Consider the following 19,537-nt stretch of genomic DNA (forward strand, 5'->3'; position numbering starts at 1 on the left):
GCAGCCCGGTGAGCACAGCAGCGGACGCCGCGATCCTCCTCGACCTCGACGGCACCCTGGTGGACCCTGCCGGGTCCATCACGGGCGGGATCGCGGCGTCACTGCGGCTCCACGGGCTGCCGGTCCCCGCGCCGGAGCGGCTCAACGCCCTGGTCGGGCCCCCGCTACGCGAGGGACTCCGGTCGCTCGAGGGCGTCACGGAGGACAACCTGCCGGCCGTGATCCGCGACTACCGCGCCGGATACCTGAGCCACGGGATGGCGGCCAGCACCGTCTACCCGGGCATCCGGGACGCCCTGGCGGACCTGGCCTCCGAGTATCCGCTGGTGGTGGCCACCTCGAAGCCTCAGGCGCTGGCCCGCCGGCTGCTCCGCACCCAGGGCCTGGAGGACCACTTCACGGCGATCTGCGGGGCGGACGACGACGAGACCGCGCCCGTGCCGCCCCACGGCACCAAGGTGGCGGCCATGGCCGAGGCCCTGGCCGCCGTCGGGCACCCGGAGCGGGCCGTGATGGTGGGGGACCGGCACTTCGACCTCGACGGGGCCGCCCATCACGGCATCCCGGCGATCGGGGTGCTGTGGGGCTTCGGCACCCCGGCGGAGCTGACGGGGGCCGGGGCGACCGCCCTGTGCGAGGACCCCGCAGGACTGCCGGAGATGTGCCGGGACCTGGTGCGCTACGGACGTGGGGACCGTCCGGCACTATGATGGATCCGGTCCGCGGCAGGTGCCGCGGGGGCACCAGTCGTGGCAGCAGCAGTGGAGAGGACGGTTATGGCGACCAGTGAAGCCGTGCGCACGGGGATGCGTGCCATGGTCAAGGTCACCTGCCGGCCCACCGTCACCGGGCTGGAGCACGTGCCGGACACGGGCGGGTTCATCGTGGCCAGCAACCACCTGTCCTTCCTCGACTCCGTGATCCTGCAGGCCATGATGCCGCGCATGGTGCACTTCTTCGCCAAGGCCGAGTACTTCACCCAGCCCGGGCTCAAGGGCCGCGTCATGAAGGGCTTCTTCGAGTCCGTCGGCTCGATCCCCGTCGAGCGGGACCAGCAGGCCGCGTCGGTTGCGGCCCTGGACCTGCTCGTGGAGCACCTGGAGGCCGGCACGGGCGTGGGCATCTACCCCGAGGGCACCCGGAGCCGGGACGGACGCCTCTACAAGGGCCGGACCGGCGTCGGCTGGCTGGCGCTGGCCACCGGGATGCCGGTGGTCCCGGTGGGGCTGCGGGGGACGGAACGCCTCCAGCCACCCGGATCGAATCGCTTCACGCCCCACCGGTTCTCGCTCACCGTCGGCCCGCCGCTGCGGTTCGAGCACCTGGGCCCCCGGCACCCGCTGCCCCCGCGCCGGCAGGCCACGGCGCAGGTCATGGACGCGATCGCCGCCCTCTCCGGGCAGGAGCGCGTCCCTTCGTACAACACCCCCGTCTCCGGCGCCGCCCAGCAGCCCCCGCCGCCGACCCCGTCGTGATGCGCCGTGGCTGATCCCGCCACCTATCGGCCGCGGCCGGGCGAGGTCCCCACCTCGCCGGGCGTCTACCGGTTCCGCGACCCGGACGGCCGGGTCATCTACGTGGGCAAGGCCAAGAACCTGCGGTCCCGGCTGTCCTCCTACTTCCAGGACCCCGGTGGGCTGCACCCCAAGACCCGCACCATGGTGTACACCGCCGGATCCGTGGAATGGACGGTGGTCGGCTCCGAGCTCGAGGCCCTGCAGCTCGAGTACACCTGGATCAAGCAGTACACGCCGCGGTTCAACATCATGTACCGGGATGACAAGTCCTACCCCTACCTGGCCGTGACCATGAACGAGAAGTACCCGCGCGTGCAGGTGATGCGCGGGGACAAGCGCAAGGGCGTGAAGTACTTCGGCCCCTTCCACCCGGCCAAGGCCATCCGCGAGACCGTGGATCTGATGCTGCGGGTCTTCCCGGTCCGCACCTGCTCCTCCGGGGTCTTCCGCCGGGCGGAGCTCTCCGGCCGCCCGTGCCTGATGGGGTACATCGACAAGTGCGCGGCGCCGTGCGTGGGCCGGATCAGCCCGGACGAGCACCGGAAGCTGGCCCAGGACTTCTGCGATTTCATGGCCGGGGACGCGCATGTCTACATCCGCCGCCTCGAGACCCAGATGAAGGAGGCCGTCGCGGACCTGCGCTACGAGGACGCGGCGCGCCGGCGGGACGACATCGCCGCGCTGAAGCGGGTCTTCGAGCGCAACGCGGTGGTGCTGCCCGAATCCACCGAGGCGGACATCTTCGCCATCGCCGAGGACGAGCTCGAGGCCGCAGTCCAGGTGTTCCACGTCCGCGAGGGCCGGATCCGCGGCCAGCGCGGCTGGGTGGTGGAGAAGGTCGAGGACGTCTCCCCGGGCACCATGGTGGAGCAGCTGCTGGAGCAGGTCTACGGCTCCCTGGAGGACACCAGCCGCATACCGCGCGAGGTCCTGGTGCCCCAGCTGCCGGACAACGCGGAGCAGGTGGCCGCCCTGCTGACCGGGATCCGCGGGGCGAACGTGAACCTGCGCGTCCCGCAGCGCGGGGACAAGAAGGCCCTCATGGACACCGTGAAGGAGAACGCCGAGCTGGCCCTGAGACTGCACAAGTCGCGCCGCTCCGGTGACCTCACCACGCGGTCCGCGGCGCTGCGCGAGCTGCAGGAGGCCCTCGAGCTGGACGAGCCGCTGCTGCGGATCGAGTGCTATGACATCTCCCACGTCTCCGGCACCAACGTGGTCGGGTCCATGGTGGTCGTGGAGGACGGGCTGCCCAAGAAGTCGGACTACCGCAAGTTCAGCGTCACCGGGGACGCCGCCCGGGATGACACCGCCGCCATGCGCAACGTGCTGACCCGGCGGTTCCGCCACTACCTGGAGGACCAGGAGCGCAGCGGCACCTTCGCCACCGGCGAGATCGGGCCGGAGGAGACCTCGGACGGTGCGGATGCCCTGCCCGACGGCGGCGGCGCACCCGCCGCTGAGGGTGCCCGGCCGGCGTCGCGTCGGTTCGCCTATCCGCCGTCCCTCGTGGTGGTGGACGGCGGGCCACCCCAGGTGGCCTCCGCCGCCCAGGCCCTGCGGGACCTGGGGATCGAGGACGTGCCCGTGGTGGGCCTCGCCAAGCGGCTGGAGGAGCTGTGGCTGCCGGGGGACGAGTTTCCCCTCGTGCTGCCCCGGGCCTCCCAGGGGCTCTACCTGCTCCAGCGCATCCGCGATGAGTCCCACCGCTTCGCGATCACCTTCCACCGGGCCAAGCGCGGCTCCTCCATGGTGTCCTCCGCGCTGGACGGGATCGAGGGGCTCGGGCCGGCCAAGCAGAAGGCCCTGCTCAAGCACTTCGGCTCGGTCAAGCGCATCCGCGCCGCCACCGTGGAGCACCTGCAGGAGGTCAAGGGCATCGGCCCCGCCCTGGCGGAGACCGTCCACGCCGCGCTGCGGCCCGAGACGGGCTCCGAGGAAGCCGCGCCAACACTGCGAGGCGTCAACCTGACCACCGGGGAGATCCTCGACTGAGGGATCGGCTGGGTGATCGGCAGGGTGGATGGCGCAGGAACCGGCCCCGGTGAAACTGGGTAGTCTGGAGGCATGAGCGACGGACTGACCCCGGTGAAACCGCCAACCTCCGAAGTCCTCATCGTCACGGGCATGTCCGGGGCCGGGCGCACCACCGCCGCACATGCGTTGGAGGACCACGGCTGGTATGTGGTGGAGAACATCCCCCCGCAGCTGTTCGGCACCCTGACCGATCTGGTCGGCCGGTCCCCGGAGGCGATCCCGCGGCTGGCGCTCGTGGTGGACGTGCGGTCCAAGGAGTTGTTCGCGGACATCCAGGAGGCGCTGGAGCAGCTGCGCGCCCAGGGGGTGGGCTACCGCGTGCTGTTCCTGGACGCGAGTGACGACCTGCTGGTGCGCCGCTTCGAATCGGCCCGCCGGCCGCACCCGCTGCAGGGCTCCGGCCGCATCCCAGACGGCATCGCCGCCGAACGCCTGCTGCTGCGGGAGCTCAAGGAGCAGGCCGAGATCGTGGTGGACACCACCAGCAAGAACGTGCACACCCTGGCCACCACCATCACGGAGCTGTTCACGGAGTCCGGGCCCATCGTGCTGCGCCTGAACGTCATGAGCTTCGGCTTCAAGTACGGCCTGCCCCAGGACGCGAACTTCATGGCGGACATCCGGTTCCTGCCGAACCCGCATTGGGTCCCCGAACTCCGGCCCTTCACCGGCCAGGACGCGGAGGTCTCGGACTTCGTCCTCCAGCAGCAGGGGGCCACCGAGTTCATGGACCACTACCTGGCGGCCCTGCTTCCCGTCCTGGACGGCTACCGCCGCGAGAACAAGCACTACGCCACCTTCGCCATCGGCTGCACGGGCGGCAAGCACCGTTCGGTGGCCATGGCCGAGGAACTCGGCCGCCGCCTGGGCCAGCAGCCCCGCGTGAGCGTCAAGGTCCAGCACCGGGACCTGGGCCGGGAATGACGGGCCGGACATGAGCAGCCACTTCACGGGCCAGCTGCCGTTGGCCCCCAGTTCCGTCCCCGCACCGGGGCAGCCGGCCGGCACCTACGATCCGACGCTGCGGGTCACCGCCCTGGGCGGAGGACACGGACTCTCCGCCACGCTGCGCGCCCTGCGGCTGATCGCCGGGGAGATCACCGCGGTGGTCACGGTGGCGGACGACGGCGGATCCTCCGGCCGCATTCGCCAGGAGATGGACGTGCTGCCACCCGGGGACCTCCGCATGGCCCTGGCGGCGCTGTGCGACGACACCGACTGGGGCCGGACCTGGCGGGACGTCATGCAGCACCGGTTCACGTCCAAGGAGGGCACGGACGCCACCCTGGACAACCATGCGCTCGGAAACCTGCTCATCGTGGCCCTGTGGGAGCTGCTGGGGGACCCGGTGGGCGGGCTGCGGTGGGCGGGAGCGCTGCTGGGCGCCCGGGGCCAGGTCCTGCCCATGTCCACCGTCCCCCTGACCATCTCCGGCGCCGTCCTCTCGGAGAGCGACTCCGGTGAGCTCGTGCGGCGCACCGTGACGGGGCAGTCCCGGCTGGCCGCGGCGGGGAAGAACAGCCGCGTGTCCCACATCCGGGTGGAGCCGGAGGGAGCCTCGGCCTGCGTGGAGTCCCTGGAGGCGATCGAGCTGTCCGACTGGATCGTGCTGGGTCCCGGCTCCTGGTACACCTCCGTGCTGCCGCACCTGCTGCTGCCGGAGCAACGCGAGGCGCTGGTGCGGACCACCGCCCGCAAGGCCCTGGTGATGAATCTCACCACGGACACCTCGGAGACCTCCGGGATGAACGCCGCAGATCATCTGGAGGTCATCCACCACTACGCGCCCGACCTGCGGCTGGACATCGTCATAGCAGATCAGGACGCGGTCCAGGACGTCCAGGGCTTTGAGGAGGCGGCCGCCCGACTGGGGGCGGACGTGCTGTTTAGTAGGGTTGGTGCCGGTTCCGGGACCCCCGTGCACGATCCCCTGCGATTGGCCCTGGCCTTTCAGGAGGCCTTCACGGGCTACTGATACGGTCAGCGTCGTCCCGTCCGCCTGGTCCACTGCCGAAGGCGGCAACCACTCCGACAAGCGAAAGATGTGAGGCGAGACGCGATGGCGTTGACTGCGGCCGTGAAAGAGGAATTGGCCCATCTCGGGATCAAGAGCTCTTCCGAACGAAAGGCCGAGGTCTCGGCCATGCTGCGGTTCGCTGGCGGCCTGCACATCATCTCCGGCCGGATCGTGATCGAGGCGGAGCTCGACCAGGCCGCCACGGCCCGCCGGCTCCGGACCGCCATCGCCGAGGTCTACGGGCACGGCAGCGAGATCATCGTCGTCTCCGGGGGCAATCTGCGCAAGGGCAGCCGGTACGTCATCCGGGTCATCCGGGACGGGGAGTCGCTCGCCCGCCAGACCGGCCTGCTGGACGTCCGCGGCCGGCCGGTGCGCGGCCTGCCCCCGATGATCGTCAACGGCTCTGTGGCGGACGCCGAGGCGGTCTGGCGCGGCGCGTTCCTCGCCCACGGCTCCCTGACCGAACCCGGCCGGTCCTCCTCACTGGAGGTCACCTGCCCCGGTTCCGAGGCGGCCCTGGCCCTGGTGGGGGCCGCACGCCGGCTCGGGATCGCCGCCAAGGCCCGCGAGGTGCGCGGGGTGGACCGCGTGGTGATCCGGGACGGGGATGCCATCTCCGCGCTGCTGACCCGGATGGGGGCCCACGAGACCGTGCTGGTGTGGGAGGAGCGCCGCACCCGCAAGGAGGTCCGGGCCACCGCCAACCGGCTGGCCAATTTCGACGACGCGAACCTGCGGCGTTCGGCCCAGGCCGCCGTCGCCGCCGGCGCCCGCGTGGAGCGCGCCCTGCAGATCCTCGGGGACGAGGTCCCGGACCACCTCAAGTACGCCGGCCAGCTCCGCGTGGAGCACAAGCAGGCCTCCCTGGACGAGCTCGGCCGCCTCGCTGACCCGCCCATGACCAAGGACGCCATCGCCGGGCGGATCCGTCGCCTGCTGGCCATGGCGGACAAGCGCGCGGCGGACGAGGGACTCCCCGGGACCGACGCCGCCCTGCCGAGCGGCGTCACCGACGCCGACTTCGGGTGAACATTCCGGCTCTGAGCGGAACCGGTGGCCACGCCCCCCGGCGTCGTGCTTAGGATGGGAGGCAAGGACCCCGACGCGGGCCCGCCCCACGGCCCGGTGACCCGGGACCGGACACCTGTCCATCAAGGAGGAAACATGGCTGAATTCACCCTGCCGGAACTGGATTACGACTACAGCGCGCTGGAGCCGCACATCTCCGCGAAGATCATGGAGCTGCACCACTCCAAGCACCACGCCACCTACGTCAAGGGTGCCAACACCGCGCTCGAGAAGCTGGCCGCCGCGCGTGACGCCAACGACTTCGGCTCCGTCAACCAGTTCTCCAAGGACCTGGCCTTCAACCTCGGTGGCCACACGAACCACTCGATCTTCTGGAAGAACCTCTCCCCGAACGGCGGCGACAAGCCCACCGGCGAGCTCGCCGCGGCGATCGACGAGTACTTCGGGTCCTTCGAGAAGTTCCAGGCCCACTTCACCGCCGCTGCACTGGGCATCCAGGGCTCCGGCTGGGCCGTGCTGGCCTACGAGCCGATCGGCGGGAACCTGGTCATCGAGCAGTTCTACGACCAGCAGAACGGTGTGCCGGTGGCCACGATCCCGCTGTTCCAGCTGGACATGTGGGAGCACGCCTTCTACCTCGACTACCAGAACGTCAAGGCCGACTACGTCAAGGCGATCTGGAACATCGTGAACTGGGCGGACGTCTCCGCCCGCTTCGAGGCCGCCCGCGCCGGCGCCTCCAAGCTCGTCACCCCCTGATCCGGTGACCCGTGACGCGGGCCGGCCCGCCACCTCGGCTGGCCGGCCCGCGTCATGTCCGCACCCGTCTCCCGCCCCGTCCTCCGTCCACCGTTCTCCTCGACTCTCCCTTGACTGACCGACTGAAACTGACTGAAAGGCATCATCGTGACCACCAGGATTGCCATCAATGGATTCGGCCGTATCGGGCGCAACGCCCTGCGCGTCATCGAGCAGCAGGGCCATGACCTGGAACTCGTCGCCGTCAACGACCTGGCGGACCTCGAGGACCTGTTCTACCTGGTGAAGTACGACTCGATCCTGGGCCGCTACGGCCACGACCTCGCGATCGAGGACGGGAACCTGGTGGCTAACGGCAGGACCATCCGGGTCTTCAGCGAGAGGGACCCGGAGTCCCTGCCCTGGGGGGAGCTCGGCGTGGACATCGTGGTGGAGTGCACCGGCCACTTCACGAAGGCCGAGGACGCCCGCAAGCACCTGACGGCCGGCGCCCGCAAGGTCGTCCTGTCCGCCCCCGGAAAGGGCGTGGACGGCACCTTCGTGATGGGCGTGAACGACACATCGTATGACCCGGCGTCCATGGACATCATCTCCGCCGCGTCCTGCACCACCAACTGCCTGGCGCCGATGGCGAAGGTACTCCACGAGTCGTTCGGGATCGTGGACGGCATCATGACCACCATCCACGCCTACACGGGCGACCAGAACCTGCACGACGCCCCCCACGCCAAGGACCGCCGCCGCGCCCGGGCCGCAGCCCAGAACATGGTCCCCACCTCCACCGGTGCCGCCAAGGCGATCGGGGAGGTCATCCCCTCGCTGAAGGGCAAGCTGGACGGCTTCGCCATGCGGGTGCCCACCATCACGGGCTCGGCCACGGACCTCACCGTCGAGCTGGAGCGCAAGGCCAGCCTCGAGGAGGTCAACGCCGCCTTCGAGGCGGCCGCCCAGTCCCCGGAGCTCGCCGGGCGCCTGGTGTACAACGTGGAGCCGATCACGTCGACGGACATCATCACCTCGCCTGCCGCGTGCACCTTCGACGCCCCGCTGACCAAGTCCATCGGCAAGACGGTCAAGGTCATCGGCTGGTATGACAACGAATGGGGCTACACCTCCCAGCTGATGGACCTGACCTCCATGGTCGCCTCTAAGCTGTAGAGGATGCTGTCGATGACGCTGCCGTAGTTGCTGTCGACGCGCCCGCTCCAGACCACCGGCCAGCACGCCGGCACCAGCCAGAAAGGCCCTTCGCATGACTGCCCAGACCCTTGATGACCTCCTGGAGTCGGGCGTGGCCGGACGCCACGTCCTCGTCCGCTCCGACCTCAACGTGCCGCTCGAGGACGGTGCGGTGACGGACGACGGCCGGATCCGCGCGTCGTTGCCGGTCATCACCGCGCTGGCCGATGCCGGTGCGCGCGTGGTCGTCATGGCCCACCTCGGCCGGCCGAAGGGCGAGGCGGACCCGAGGTACTCCCTGCGGCCGGCGGCCGAGCGGATGGCGGAGCTGGCCGGTCGCGAGGTACGGCTGGCCGCCGACGTGACCGGCGAGTCGGCCCGCCAGAAGGCCGCAGACCTGGCCGACGGCGGCATCCTCCTCCTCGAGAACGTGCGGTTCGACCCGCGCGAGACCTCCAAGGACGACGCCGAGCGTGCCGCACTGGCCGCCGAGATGGCGGCTCTGGCCCAGGGATCCGCCGGGACCGGCGCCTACGTGGACGACGCCTTCGGCGCCGTGCACCGCAAGCACGCCTCCGTCTTTGACATCGCCGCGGAGCTGCCGTCCTACCAGGGCCGGCTGGTCACGCGTGAGCTCGACGTGCTCTCGCGCCTGACGGGTTCGCCGGACCGGCCCTACGTGGTGGTCCTCGGCGGCTCCAAGGTCTCGGACAAGCTGGCGGTGATCGACAACCTGATGGAGCGCGCCGACACGCTGCTGATCGGCGGCGGGATGCTGTTCACCTTCCTCAAGGCCCAGGGCCACGAGGTCGGCGCCTCCCTGCTGGAGGAGGATCAGATCCCGGTGGTCACGGAGTACCTGAGGCGCGCGGAGACCGGCGGATGCCGGATCGTGCTGCCGACGGACATCGTGATGGCCTCGGCGTTCTCGGCCGACGCCGAGCACGAGGTCCTGCCCGTGGAGTCCCTCACCACGGGCACCCATGGCGCGTCGGCCCTCGGGCTGGACATCGGTCCGCAGACGCGCGTGACGTTCGGCGAGGAGATCCGCCGGGCCCACACCGTGTTCTGGAACGGCCCCATGGGCGTCTTCGAGTTCGAGCCCTTCTCCCACGGGACCCGCACCGTGGCCCACGCCCTGACCCAGGCCTCCGGCCTCACCGTGGTCGGTGGTGGGGACTCCGCGGCCGCCGTGCGGACCCTCGGCTTCGAGGACCGGCAGTTCGGCCATATCTCCACCGGTGGCGGCGCCTCGCTGGAATACCTCGAGGGCAAGTCCCTGCCCGGCGTCGAGGCCCTGGAGCGCCCGGCGGCCGACGCAGAGCAGGCGGGCGCCTGAGATGACCTCCAAGACCAACGGCGCCTATGACCGCACCCCGCTGATCGCGGGGAACTGGAAGATGAACCTGGACCACCACCAGGCCGTGACCCTCGTGCAGAAGCTCTCCTGGACACTGACGGACGCCGACCACGACTTCGAGGAGGTCGAGGTGGCGGTGTTCCCCCCGTTCACCGACCTGCGCAGCGTGCAGACGCTCGTGGCGGGGGACCGGCTCCCGCTCGCCTACGGGGCGCAGGACCTCTCGGCCGAGGACTCCGGGGCCTTCACGGGAGAGGTCTCCGGGCAGTTCCTGGCCAAGCTGGGATGCACCTACGCGCTGGTCGGGCACTCCGAGCGCCGCACCCTGCACGGCGAGGACGACGCCCTGGTGGGGCGCAAGCTCGCCGCCGCCCTACGCCACGGGATCGCTCCGATCCTCTGCGTGGGCGAAGGCCTCGAGGTCCGCCGCCAGGCCCGCCAGGTGGAGCACACGTTGGCCCAGCTCCGGGGTGCCCTCGAGGGGCTGTCGCCGGAGCAGGTGGCCGGCCTCGTGGTCGCCTACGAGCCCGTCTGGGCCATCGGGACCGGCGAGGTCGCCGGGCCGGAGGACGCCCAGGAGATGGCCGCCGCGCTCCGCGCCGAGCTGGCCTCCTTGTTCGGCGCCGAGACCGCGGCCGGGCTCCGACTGCTCTACGGCGGTTCGGTGAAGTCCACCAACGTCGCGTCCATCCTGCGGGAGAAGGACGTCGACGGGGTCCTGGTGGGCGGTGCCAGCCTGGACGAGGGCGAGTTTGCTAGCATAGTGAGGTTCGAGCACCACCTCCTGACTGACTGATCACCTGACGGTGACCGACCGACTGAACGCCGTACGGAAAAGAGTGACGTGGACGTCCTGACCCTCATCCTGCAGATCGCCCTGGCCGCCATCAGCGTCCTGCTGGTCCTGCTCATCCTGCTGCACAAGGGCCGCGGCGGCGGCATGTCCGACATGTTCGGCGGCGGGGTCACCTCGTCGCTGGGTGCCTCCGGCGTGGCCGAGAAGAACCTGAACCGGCTCACCATCACCCTGGGCCTGACGTGGGGCGCCATCGTGGTGGCCCTCGGCCTGATCATGCGCTTCTCGCAGGACTTCTGAGCAGACGTCTGAGCAGTAACCCGGTCAGTTCCCGGCGGCCGCCTCGTCCAGCCACCAGGTGGTGACCGCCCGTCCCGAGACCACCGAGGCCGGCCACCGGGCCGCGTCGGTGGTCCCGTGATCCCGGGCGTGACGGACCGCGGCCACGGCCTCGGCCTTGTCCGCACCGGCCACCACGAACCACAGGCGCTCGGCGGTGTTGAGGGCCTCCACCGTCAGGGACAGCCGCCGCGCCGGGGGCTTGGGGGAGTCCGTCACGGGAACCACCGTCACCCCCTCGGCCAGCGGGCCCGGCAGGCCGGGGAAGAGGCTGGCCACGTGCGCATCGGGGCCGACCCCCAGCATGACCACGTCGAAGACGGGCAGGCGGGCGTCCACGGGCGCGCCGTCCGGAGCCGGCCTCGGGGCCTGCGCCCGGGCGAGCAGCTCGGCGGCGTAGGCGTCCGCCGCCGCACCGAGCCTCGGTGGCGTCGCCGGCGGCCCGGCCGTACCGACCGCAGATCCCGCCACCGAAACCGCTGCCGGACCATCGGCCGGCATCGGGTGGATGTTCTCCGCGGGCAGGCCGTGACAGTCCACCAGGAGGTCCAGCAGCGCCGCGCGGGCCTGCACCTCGTTGCGCTCGGGGTCGCCCGCGGGCAGGAAGCGCTCGTCCCCCCACCACAGGTGGACGCGGGACCAGTCCGGCACCGGCAGTCCGCCGGCCGGGCCGTCGCCGCCACCGCCCCCGGCGTCCAGCAGGTCCGCCACCGCGGCCAGGATGCCGGTGCCGGTGCCGCCGCCCGTCAGCACCGCCGAGGCCTCACCGCGGTCCCTGACGGCGGCGGCCAGGACCTCCAGCAGCTCCGCGGCGGCCTGCCGGCACAGGGCCTGCCGGTCGGCGAACATCCGCGTCTCATCGCTCACTGGGCAACACCGCCTTCAGGTCGGTCAACGGCAGGCCGTTGACCACCACGTCACCGAACACCTCGTCCGGGTCCAGCCGGCGCAGCTCTTCCGCGAGGCAGTCCTGGTCGCTGCGCTTGGGCAGGGAGATGTGCTGGACCGGGCGGCCCTGCTGGTAGAGGGAGGCCACGTCGCCCGCGGGACGGGACAGCACCACATCGCCCTCGCGGCGTCGTAGCCGGACGGAGCGCATCCCCTGGCCGGCCTTCGAGTGGGCCATGGTGACGGGCACGTTGAGGCATCGGGTGAGCCAGGCGGCCAGCAACATGGTGGAGGGGGAGTCCTCGGCCCCGTCCACGGTGACGGAGAGGATCTCGGAGGGCTCCAGTCCGTCCAGGATGGCGGCGAGCTGGATACGCCAGCCGGTCAGCCGGGTCCAGGACAGGTCGGTGTCCCCGGCGCGGTAGGTCTGGCGCAGGTGCATGAGGGCCTGCCGGGGCCGGGCCGCGGTGGCCGTGTCCGTGATGCGACGGTGCGCCATGCTGCCCAGGGCCGACTCCGCGGGCACCGCGGGGGACTCACGGGGCCACCAGACCACGATCGGGGCGTCCGGGAGCAGCAGGGCACCGATCAGGGTCTCCGACTCCTCGGCGTTGGACCCGGCCCCGTAGAGGATCACCACGTCGGAGGCCCCGGCATCCCCGCCCACGCGGATCTGCGCGTCCAGGCGTGTCGGGGCGGCCGGGTCCCCGGCGGCCAGGACGATGATCCGGCAGGGGTGCTCCCGGCTGGCCAGGTTGGCGGCGAGGATGGCCTCCTCGGCGTGCCCGGGGGTGGTGGAGATGACCAGCGTCAGCACCCGGCCGAGGGCCACCACGCCGCCGGCCTCCCGTAGCTGGTTCATCCTCTTGGCGATCTGGGACGTGGTGGTGTCCTGGACGTCGATGATCATCAGGGCCTCCTCCAGACGCGGCCGTCGCGGGCCATCAGCTCATCCGCGCTCCTCGGCCCCCAGCTGCCGGGGGCGTAGGGCTCGGGCTGGCCGGACAGCGAGGCCCAGTACTCCTCGAAGGGGTCGAGGATGGCCCAGGACAGCTCCACCTCGGCCTGACGCGGGAACAGCGGGGGCTCGCCCAGCAGTACGTCGAGGATCAGCCGCTCATAGGCCTCGGGGCTGTCCTCGGTGAAGGCGTGGCCGTAGCCGAAGTCCATGGTCACGTCCCGAACCTCCTGCTGGGTCCCCGGGACCTTGGAGGCGAAGCGGATCGTGACCCCCTCGTCCGGCTGCACCCGGATCACGATCGTGTTCTGCCCGAACTCGTCCTCCCCATGGCCGGGGAAGAGCAGGTTGGGCGCCCGCTTGAGCACCACGGCGATCTCGGTCACGCGCCGGCCCAGCCGCTTGCCCGCCCGCAGGTAGAAGGGGACCCCGTCCCAGCGCCGGGTGCGGATCCCCAGCTTCAGGGCGGCGTAGGTCTCGGTGGTGGACTCCGGGTTGAAGCCCTCCTCCTCGAGGAAGCCGGTGACCTTCTCGCCGCCCTGCCAGCCACCGGTGTACTGACCACGGGCCGAGGAGGCGCCCAGGCCGGCGTCGTCCACGGGGACCGCCACGGCGGCCAGGACCTTCTCCTTCTCGGCGCGCAGGTGGTCCGCGTCGAAGGAGATCGGCTCCTCCATCGCCGTCAGCGCGAGCAGCTGCAGCAGGTGGTTCTGAATGACGTCGCGGGCGGCGCCCACCCCGTCGTAGTAGCCCGCGCGCCCGCCGATCCCGATGTCCTCGGCCATGGTGATCTGCACGTGGTCCACGTGGTTGGCGTTCCACACGGGCTCGAAGAGCCGGTTGGCGAACCGCAGGGCCAGGATGTTCTGGACGGTCTCCTTGCCGAGGTAGTGGTCGATCCGGAAGACGGCGTCCGGGACGAAGACCTGCTCGATCACGTCGTTGAGCTCCCGCGCGCTGGCCAGGTCGTGCCCGAAGGGCTTCTCGATGACCACGCGGCGCCAGGGGCGCTCTGAGCCCCCGGACCGTGCGGGGGAGGGCTGCGTGCCCGCGTCCTGGTGCCGTCCGGCCAGGCCGTGGTCGGCCAGCTGCTGGCTCACCTCCTCGAACCAGTCCGGGGGGATGGAGAGGTAGTACACGGTGTTCCCGGCCGTGCCGCGGGAGACCTCGAGGGCCGCCAGGGTCTCCCGGAGGTCCTCGTAGGCGGCCGAGTCGTCGAAGCCCCCGGAGACGAACCGGAATCCGCCCCGCAGCTGGTTCCAGACCGTGTCATTCCACCCGGTCCGGGCCGAGGACTCCACGGAGCCGCGGACGTAGTCCGTGAACTCCTCGTCACTCCACCCGCGGCGGCCGAAGCCGATGAGGGAGAACCCCGGCGGCAGCAGCCCGCGGTTGGCCAGGTCGTAGATGGCCGGCAGCAGCTTCTTGCGGGCCAGGTCACCGGTCACGCCGAACAACACGAGGGCGGAGGGTCCCGCGATCCGGGTGAGCCGGCGGTCCCGCGGATCGCGGAGGGGGTTGGCGCGTGACGGTTCAGGCATCCGTGCCCTTCGTCCCGTTCGCCGCGTGCAGGAGCACGCCGACGCCCTCGGTGCGCTCGGTCAGGTGCAACCGGATCACCGGGCGCCCGTGCTCGCGCAGCACGGAGGCGTCACCGGCGGCCTGCGCGGACAGCAACCGGCCGAAGGTGAAGGGCCGGCCGGGGATGTCCAGGTCGAGGTCGGAGTCGGCTGTGATCTGCAGGAAAACCCCCTCCGGCGCGCCCCCCTTGTGGTATTGGCCGGTCGAGTGCAGGAACCGCGGCCCCCACCCGAAGGTGACCGGCCGGCCGGAGCGAGACGCCAGCGCGACCCGCAGGACCTCCAGCTCGGTGTAGCCCAGCCGGTCCAGGTACGCCTGCACCGCCAGGTAGCCGTGCGCCGGCACCAGCCGGGCCACGGCGTCCAGCACGGCGGCCAGGTCGCCCCCGCCCCCGGCCTGCACGACGTCGGCCGGTCCGGTGACCTGGACGGCACCGATCACGGTGCCCGGCTCGGGGGTGCCGCTCGTGCTGTCCGTGGCGTCGAGCAGTCCGCGGGCGGCGGTCTTCGCGGCCTCCACGTCCGGTTGGTCGAAGGGGTTGATGCCCAGGATGCGGCTGGCCACGGCCGTGGCGAACTCCCACAGGATCAGCTGGGCGCCGAGGGAGCCGTAGACCTCGAGGGCGTGCTGGGCCGCGTCCGGATGGCCGATCGACTCCTCGCGGTCCTCGGGATCGGCCACGAGGCGGATCTGGAGGAGGTCCGCGGCGTCCGAGGTCGTCTCCGGGTCGCCCGACTCCACCACCACGGGCAGCACGCCGGTGCCGTCCTTGCCGGTGGACTCGGCGATCAGCTGTTCGGCCCAGGAGCCGAAGCCGACCATCCCGGAGGACTCGTCCGAGAAGACCAGCTTGTTGCGCAGGGGCTCGGTGCCGGCCAGGGCGGCGCCGAGCTGCAGGCCGGGGTTGTCCGTGTCGTCCGTGGACAGGACCTCGCGGGTCTCCTCGGCGTCGTCGAGCAGGGAGGCGATGTCCACGCCGGCCAGGCCCGTGGGCACCAGCCCGAAGGCGGTGAGGGCCGAATAGCGGCCGCCCACGGTCGGGTCGGCCGTGAAGACGTGCCGATAGCCGGACTCGCGGGCCAGCTGCTCGAGGGGAGAGCCGGGGTCCGTGACGACCACCAGGTGCGATCCCGGTTCCAGGCCCGCATCGGTGAACGCCTGTTCGAAGACGCGACGCTGCGCGTCCGTCTCGACGGTCGAGCCCGACTTGGAGGAGACCACCAGGACGGTGTCCGTGACCCCGGCGGCCAGGACGTTGCCCACCATCTCGGGATCGGTGGAGTCCAGGACGGTCAGGGGCCGGCCCTCGGTGGCGGCGATGACCTCCGGGGCCAGGGAGGACCCGCCCATTCCAGCCAGCACCACCCGGGTGATCCCCTCGGCGGCGAGTTCGGCGCGCAGGGCCTCGATCTGCGGCACGAGGGCCCGCGAATCCTCGAAGGGGTCCATCCAGCCGAGGCGCCTCGAGGACTCCTCCTCCGCGTCCGGGCCCCACAGCGTGGGATCCTGCGCGGCCAGCCGGCTGGCGACCCTCTCGGCCACCAGCGCTGGCACGTGCCGGTCGATCGCCGCGAGGGCGTCTCCGGTGGCCTGCAGTCCGAGCGAGCTCATGAGGCATCCTTCATCGCAGTGCTGACGGTCTGCAGCAGCTCCTGCCAGCTGGTCACGAACTTCTCCACGCCCTCGGCCTCCAACGCGGCCACCACGTCGTTGTAGTCCACACCGGCGTGGCCGATCGCGTCGAGGACCCGGTCGGCCTCCTCGTAGCCGGCGGTGATGGTGTCCCCGGTGACCTCACCGTGGTCCGCCAGCGCCTCCAGCGTCTTCTCCGGCATGGTGTTGACCGTGCCCGCCGCCACGAGTCCGGTGACGTAGGCGGTGTCCGGCAGGGCCGGGTCCTTGGTGCCGGTGGAGGCCCAGAGCGGCCGCTGGGCGTGGGCCCCGGCGGCCTCCAGGACCCGCCAGCGCTCCGTGTCCAGGGTCTCGGTGAAGATCCGGTAGGCCAGCCGGGCGTTGGCCAGCCCCGCCTGACCGGTCAGTCCGGCCGCTCCCTCGGCGCCGGACTCGCGCAGTCGGCGGTCCACCTCGGAGTCCACGCGGGAGACGAAGAAGCTCGCCACCGAGTGCAGGGTGGACAGGTCGACGCCGGCGGCGTGGGCCTGTTCGAGGCCCAGCAGCCAGGCGTTGAGCACCTCGCGGTAGCGGGTGAGGGAGAAGATCAGCGTGACGTTGACGCTGATGCCGGAGGCCAGGGTGGCCGTGATGGCCGGGAGGCCCTCCTCGGTCGCGGGGATCTTCACCAGCACGTTCGGCCGGTCCACGGCCTTCGCCAGGGCCTTGGCCTCGGCCACGGTCTTCGTGGCGTCCCGCGCGGACCGCGGGTCCACCTCGATCGAGACCCGGCCGTCCACGCCGCCGGTGGCCTGGTACACCGGGGCGAGGAGGTCGCAGGCCGCCTGGACGTCCCGGGTGGTCAGCTCGAAGACCGCCCGGTCCAGGTCCGCCCCCTCCGCCACCAGGTGGGCCAGCTGCTCGGCGTAGGCCCGGCCGTTCTTCAGGGCGGCCGCGAAGATCGAGGGATTGGTGGTCACGCCGGTGACGGACCGGGTCTCGATCAGCTCGACCAGGTTGCCCGTGGCGATACGTTCGCGGGACAGGTCGTCGAGCCAGATGGACACACCGGCCTCGGACAGTGCGCGGGTGTTCGGGTTCTGTTCGGTCATCGCTGCTCCATACGTCCGGTGGTGCTGGGGGGTGTTGCTGGGATGTCGTGCCGCTGGATCAGCGGCCGAGGAGGTCGCGGGCGGCGGCGGCCACGGCCTCGGCCGTGATGCCGTACTCCCGGAACAGGGTCTGGAAGTCCGCCGAGGCTCCGTAGTGCTCCAGGGAGACCTGGGCGCCGCGGACGCCGGTGTACTTTGCCCACCCCTGGGCGATGCCGGCCTCCACCGAGACCCGCACGGCGCCGTTCTCCGGCAGCACCGCCTCCCGGTAGGACTCGTCCTGGGCGTCGAACCACTCGAGGCAGGGAGCGGAGACCACGCGGGTCGGCACGCCCTCGGACTGCAGCGCCGCGCGGGCGGCCACGGCGAGCTGTACCTCGGAGCCGGTGCCGATGAGGATGGCCTGCGGCTCCACCGGGGCGCCGTCCGCGTCCGTGGCGTCCATCAGCACGTAGGCGCCGCGGGCCGTGTTCTCGGCTCCGGCGAAGCCCTGCTCGTCTCGGGGGAAGACGGGCAGGTTCTGGCGGGACAGCACGATCCCGGCGGGCCCGTCGGTCCTCTCCAGGATGGTCTTCCACGCCCAGGAGACCTCGTTGGCGTCCGCCGGGCGGACCACGGCCAGCCCCGGGATGGCGCGCAGCGAGGCCAGCTGCTCCACCGGCTGGTGGGTCGGGCCGTCCTCGCCGAGGCCGATCGAGTCGTGGGTCCAGACGTAGATGGCCGGGGTGCCCATCAGCGCGCCGATGCGGATGGCCGGGCGCTGGTAGTCGGAGAAGATCAGGAACGTGCCCATGTAGGCGCGCAGCAGGGATCCCAGCGAGATGCCGTTGATGATCGACCCGGCGGCGTGTTCCCGGATGCCGAAGTGCAGGGTCCGCCCGTAGGGGTTGCCCTTCCACGTGGCGGTCTGCCGGCCGGTGGGGATGAAGGACGGCTCGCCGTCCATGGTGGTGTTGTTCGATCCGGCCAGGTCGGCCGAGCCGCCCCAGAGCTCCGGCATCACGGGGGCCAGCGCGCTGAGGACCTTCCCGGACGCCGCGCGCGTGGCCACGCCCTTGGCGCCGCCGGAGAAGGTGGGATCGAAGTCGGCCTCGAACGTGGGGAACGCCTCGGCGAAGCCCTCGGGCAGCTCGCCCGCGCTCAGCCGGTCGTACAGCCGGGCACGCTCGGGGTGGGCGCCGCGCCACGCGGCGTAGGCGTCCTCCCAGGTGGCGCGGAAGGCGGCCGAGCGTTCCCCGACGCCGCGCGCGTGGGCCAGCACGCCGCCGTCGACCGCGAAGTGCTGCTCCGGATCGAAGCCCAGCACGGTCTTCAGGCCGGCCAGCTCCTCGCCGCCGAGCTTGGAGCCGTGGATGGCCCCGGTGTCCTGCTTGCCGGGGGAGGGCCAGCCGATGACGGTGCGCAGCTTGATCAACGAGGGCCTGGACGTCTGCGCCTTGGCCTCGGCCAGGGCCGCGTACAGCTGCTCGGTGTCCTCGACGTAGTCCCCGGAGGCGAGCCAGTCCACGGTCTGGACATGCCAGCCGTAGGCCTCGTAGCGGGCGGCCACGTCCTCGCTGAACGCCACATCCGTGTCGTCCTCGATGGAGATCTCGTTGTCGTCGTAGATGACCACGAGGTTGCCGAGCTCCTGGTGGCCGGCCAGGGAGGAGGCCTCCGAGGTGACGCCCTCCTGGAGGTCGCCGTCGGAGGCGATCACGAAGACGTGGTGGTCGAACGGGCTGGTCCCGGGGGCGGCGTCCGGATCCAGCAGCCCGCGCAGCCGCCGCTGGGCGAAGGCGAAGCCGACCGAGGACGCCAGGCCCTGGCCCAACGGACCGGTGGTGATCTCCACGCCGTCCGTGTGGCCGTACTCGGGGTGGCCGGGGGTCTTGGACCCCCAGGTGCGCAGGGACTCGAGGTCCTCGAGTTCGAGGCCGGCACCCGCCGCGAAGAGCTGCAGGTACAGGGTCAGCGAGCTGTGGCCGGCCGAGAGGATGAAGCGGTCACGCCCGGCCCAGGTGGCATCCGCCGGGTCGTGGTGCATGACGTTCTGGAAGAGCTGCCAGGCCACGGGGGCCAGCGAGATGGCCGTGCCGGGGTGGCCGTGGCCGGCCTTCTCCACGGCGTCCGCGGCCAGGACGCGCAGGGTGTCCACGGCCTTCCGGTCGGTGTCCGAGTACGTGTACCCGCGGGCGGGTTCGCTGCGGCGGAGGGACGATGCTGCCGGGGCTGTAGTCACGAAAGAAGCTCCTGAACGTATGACACGGGGGGCAGGGACCGAGGGCCGGTCCCGGCCTGACGCCAGCCTATCGCGAAGAGCGCGCCGGGCAGCAGGGCGGTGACGGACGGTTGAGCGCAGGGCGCTGGTG

General features: G+C 71.5%; 17 protein-coding genes. 11 read left to right on the plus strand and 6 right to left on the minus strand.

Annotated elements, in window-relative coordinates:
- Positions 1-8: 8 nt before the first annotated feature.
- The 11 genes from RE421_RS10580 (at position 9) to secG (ending at position 10,997) form a co-directional block, all read left to right on the plus strand.
- A complete protein-coding gene (locus RE421_RS10580) occupies positions 9-710 on the plus strand; it encodes an HAD hydrolase-like protein (protein WP_309809504.1) in 702 nt (233 codons plus the stop codon).
- A 66-nt stretch (positions 711-776) separates the two neighbouring features.
- Positions 777-1,475 (plus strand): lysophospholipid acyltransferase family protein, encoded by a 699-nt coding sequence (locus tag RE421_RS10585; protein ID WP_309809506.1) that lies wholly within the window; start codon positions 777-779, stop codon positions 1,473-1,475.
- A gap of 6 nt (positions 1,476-1,481) precedes the next feature.
- Positions 1,482-3,512 (plus strand): excinuclease ABC subunit UvrC, encoded by a 2,031-nt coding sequence (uvrC, locus tag RE421_RS10590; RefSeq protein WP_309809508.1) that lies wholly within the window; start codon positions 1,482-1,484, stop codon positions 3,510-3,512.
- A 72-nt stretch (positions 3,513-3,584) separates the two neighbouring features.
- Complete coding sequence (gene rapZ, locus RE421_RS10595) at positions 3,585-4,478, plus strand: RNase adapter RapZ (RefSeq protein WP_309809510.1); 894 nt, start codon at positions 3,585-3,587, stop codon at positions 4,476-4,478.
- A gap of 10 nt (positions 4,479-4,488) precedes the next feature.
- Positions 4,489-5,529 (plus strand): uridine diphosphate-N-acetylglucosamine-binding protein YvcK, encoded by a 1,041-nt coding sequence (gene yvcK, locus RE421_RS10600; RefSeq protein ID WP_309809513.1) that lies wholly within the window; start codon positions 4,489-4,491, stop codon positions 5,527-5,529.
- 84 nt (positions 5,530-5,613) lie between these two features.
- Positions 5,614-6,603 carry a DNA-binding protein WhiA gene (gene whiA, locus RE421_RS10605; protein ID WP_309809515.1) on the plus strand — a complete coding sequence of 330 codons (990 nt, stop codon included), beginning with the start codon at positions 5,614-5,616 and terminating at the stop codon, positions 6,601-6,603.
- 135 nt (positions 6,604-6,738) lie between these two features.
- A complete protein-coding gene (locus RE421_RS10610; protein WP_309809517.1) occupies positions 6,739-7,362 on the plus strand; it encodes a superoxide dismutase in 624 nt (207 codons plus the stop codon).
- A gap of 147 nt (positions 7,363-7,509) precedes the next feature.
- Positions 7,510-8,520 carry a type I glyceraldehyde-3-phosphate dehydrogenase gene (gap, locus tag RE421_RS10615; RefSeq protein WP_309809519.1) on the plus strand — a complete coding sequence of 337 codons (1,011 nt, stop codon included), beginning with the start codon at positions 7,510-7,512 and terminating at the stop codon, positions 8,518-8,520.
- Positions 8,521-8,614: 94 nt separating this feature from the next.
- Complete coding sequence (locus RE421_RS10620; RefSeq protein ID WP_309809521.1) at positions 8,615-9,880, plus strand: phosphoglycerate kinase; 1,266 nt, start codon at positions 8,615-8,617, stop codon at positions 9,878-9,880.
- A gap of 1 nt (position 9,881) precedes the next feature.
- Entirely contained in the window at positions 9,882-10,697 is an 816-nt protein-coding gene (gene tpiA / locus RE421_RS10625; RefSeq protein ID WP_309809523.1) for a triose-phosphate isomerase, read from the plus strand.
- Positions 10,698-10,745: 48 nt separating this feature from the next.
- Positions 10,746-10,997 carry a preprotein translocase subunit SecG gene (gene secG, locus RE421_RS10630; protein ID WP_309809525.1) on the plus strand — a complete coding sequence of 84 codons (252 nt, stop codon included), beginning with the start codon at positions 10,746-10,748 and terminating at the stop codon, positions 10,995-10,997.
- A 24-nt stretch (positions 10,998-11,021) separates the two neighbouring features.
- Here secG and pgl read toward each other — a convergent pair whose 3' ends face one another.
- Genes pgl through tkt form a run of 6 tightly spaced genes read right to left on the minus strand, consistent with a single transcriptional unit; the run spans position 11,022 to position 19,407 of the window.
- The gene (gene pgl / locus RE421_RS10635; RefSeq protein ID WP_309809528.1) at positions 11,022-11,903 is read right to left on the minus strand and encodes a 6-phosphogluconolactonase; all 882 of its coding nucleotides are present in this window, start codon (positions 11,901-11,903) and stop codon (positions 11,022-11,024) included.
- On the minus strand, positions 11,893-12,834 hold the full coding sequence (locus RE421_RS10640; protein WP_309809530.1) for a glucose-6-phosphate dehydrogenase assembly protein OpcA: 942 nt from the start codon (positions 12,832-12,834) through the stop codon (positions 11,893-11,895). The genes pgl and RE421_RS10640 overlap by 11 nt, the downstream gene beginning before the upstream one ends.
- Positions 12,834-14,423 (minus strand): glucose-6-phosphate dehydrogenase, encoded by a 1,590-nt coding sequence (zwf, locus tag RE421_RS10645; RefSeq protein ID WP_309809532.1) that lies wholly within the window; start codon positions 14,421-14,423, stop codon positions 12,834-12,836. The genes RE421_RS10640 and zwf overlap by 1 nt, the downstream gene beginning before the upstream one ends.
- On the minus strand, positions 14,416-16,074 hold the full coding sequence (locus RE421_RS10650; RefSeq protein ID WP_309809534.1) for a glucose-6-phosphate isomerase: 1,659 nt from the start codon (positions 16,072-16,074) through the stop codon (positions 14,416-14,418). Before RE421_RS10650 ends, zwf begins: the two co-directional genes overlap by 8 nt.
- Entirely contained in the window at positions 16,071-17,186 is a 1,116-nt protein-coding gene (gene tal / locus RE421_RS10655) for a transaldolase (protein ID WP_309809537.1), read from the minus strand. The genes RE421_RS10650 and tal overlap by 4 nt, the downstream gene beginning before the upstream one ends.
- A gap of 58 nt (positions 17,187-17,244) precedes the next feature.
- Positions 17,245-19,407: a transketolase gene (gene tkt, locus RE421_RS10660; RefSeq protein WP_309809539.1), complete on the minus strand. Its 2,163-nt coding sequence runs from the start codon at positions 19,405-19,407 to the stop codon at positions 17,245-17,247.
- Positions 19,408-19,537 lie beyond the last annotated feature (130 nt).

The sequence above is a fragment of the Citricoccus sp. I39-566 genome, assembly GCF_031432995.1.
GTDB classification, from domain to species: domain Bacteria; phylum Actinomycetota; class Actinomycetes; order Actinomycetales; family Micrococcaceae; genus Citricoccus; species Citricoccus nitrophenolicus_A.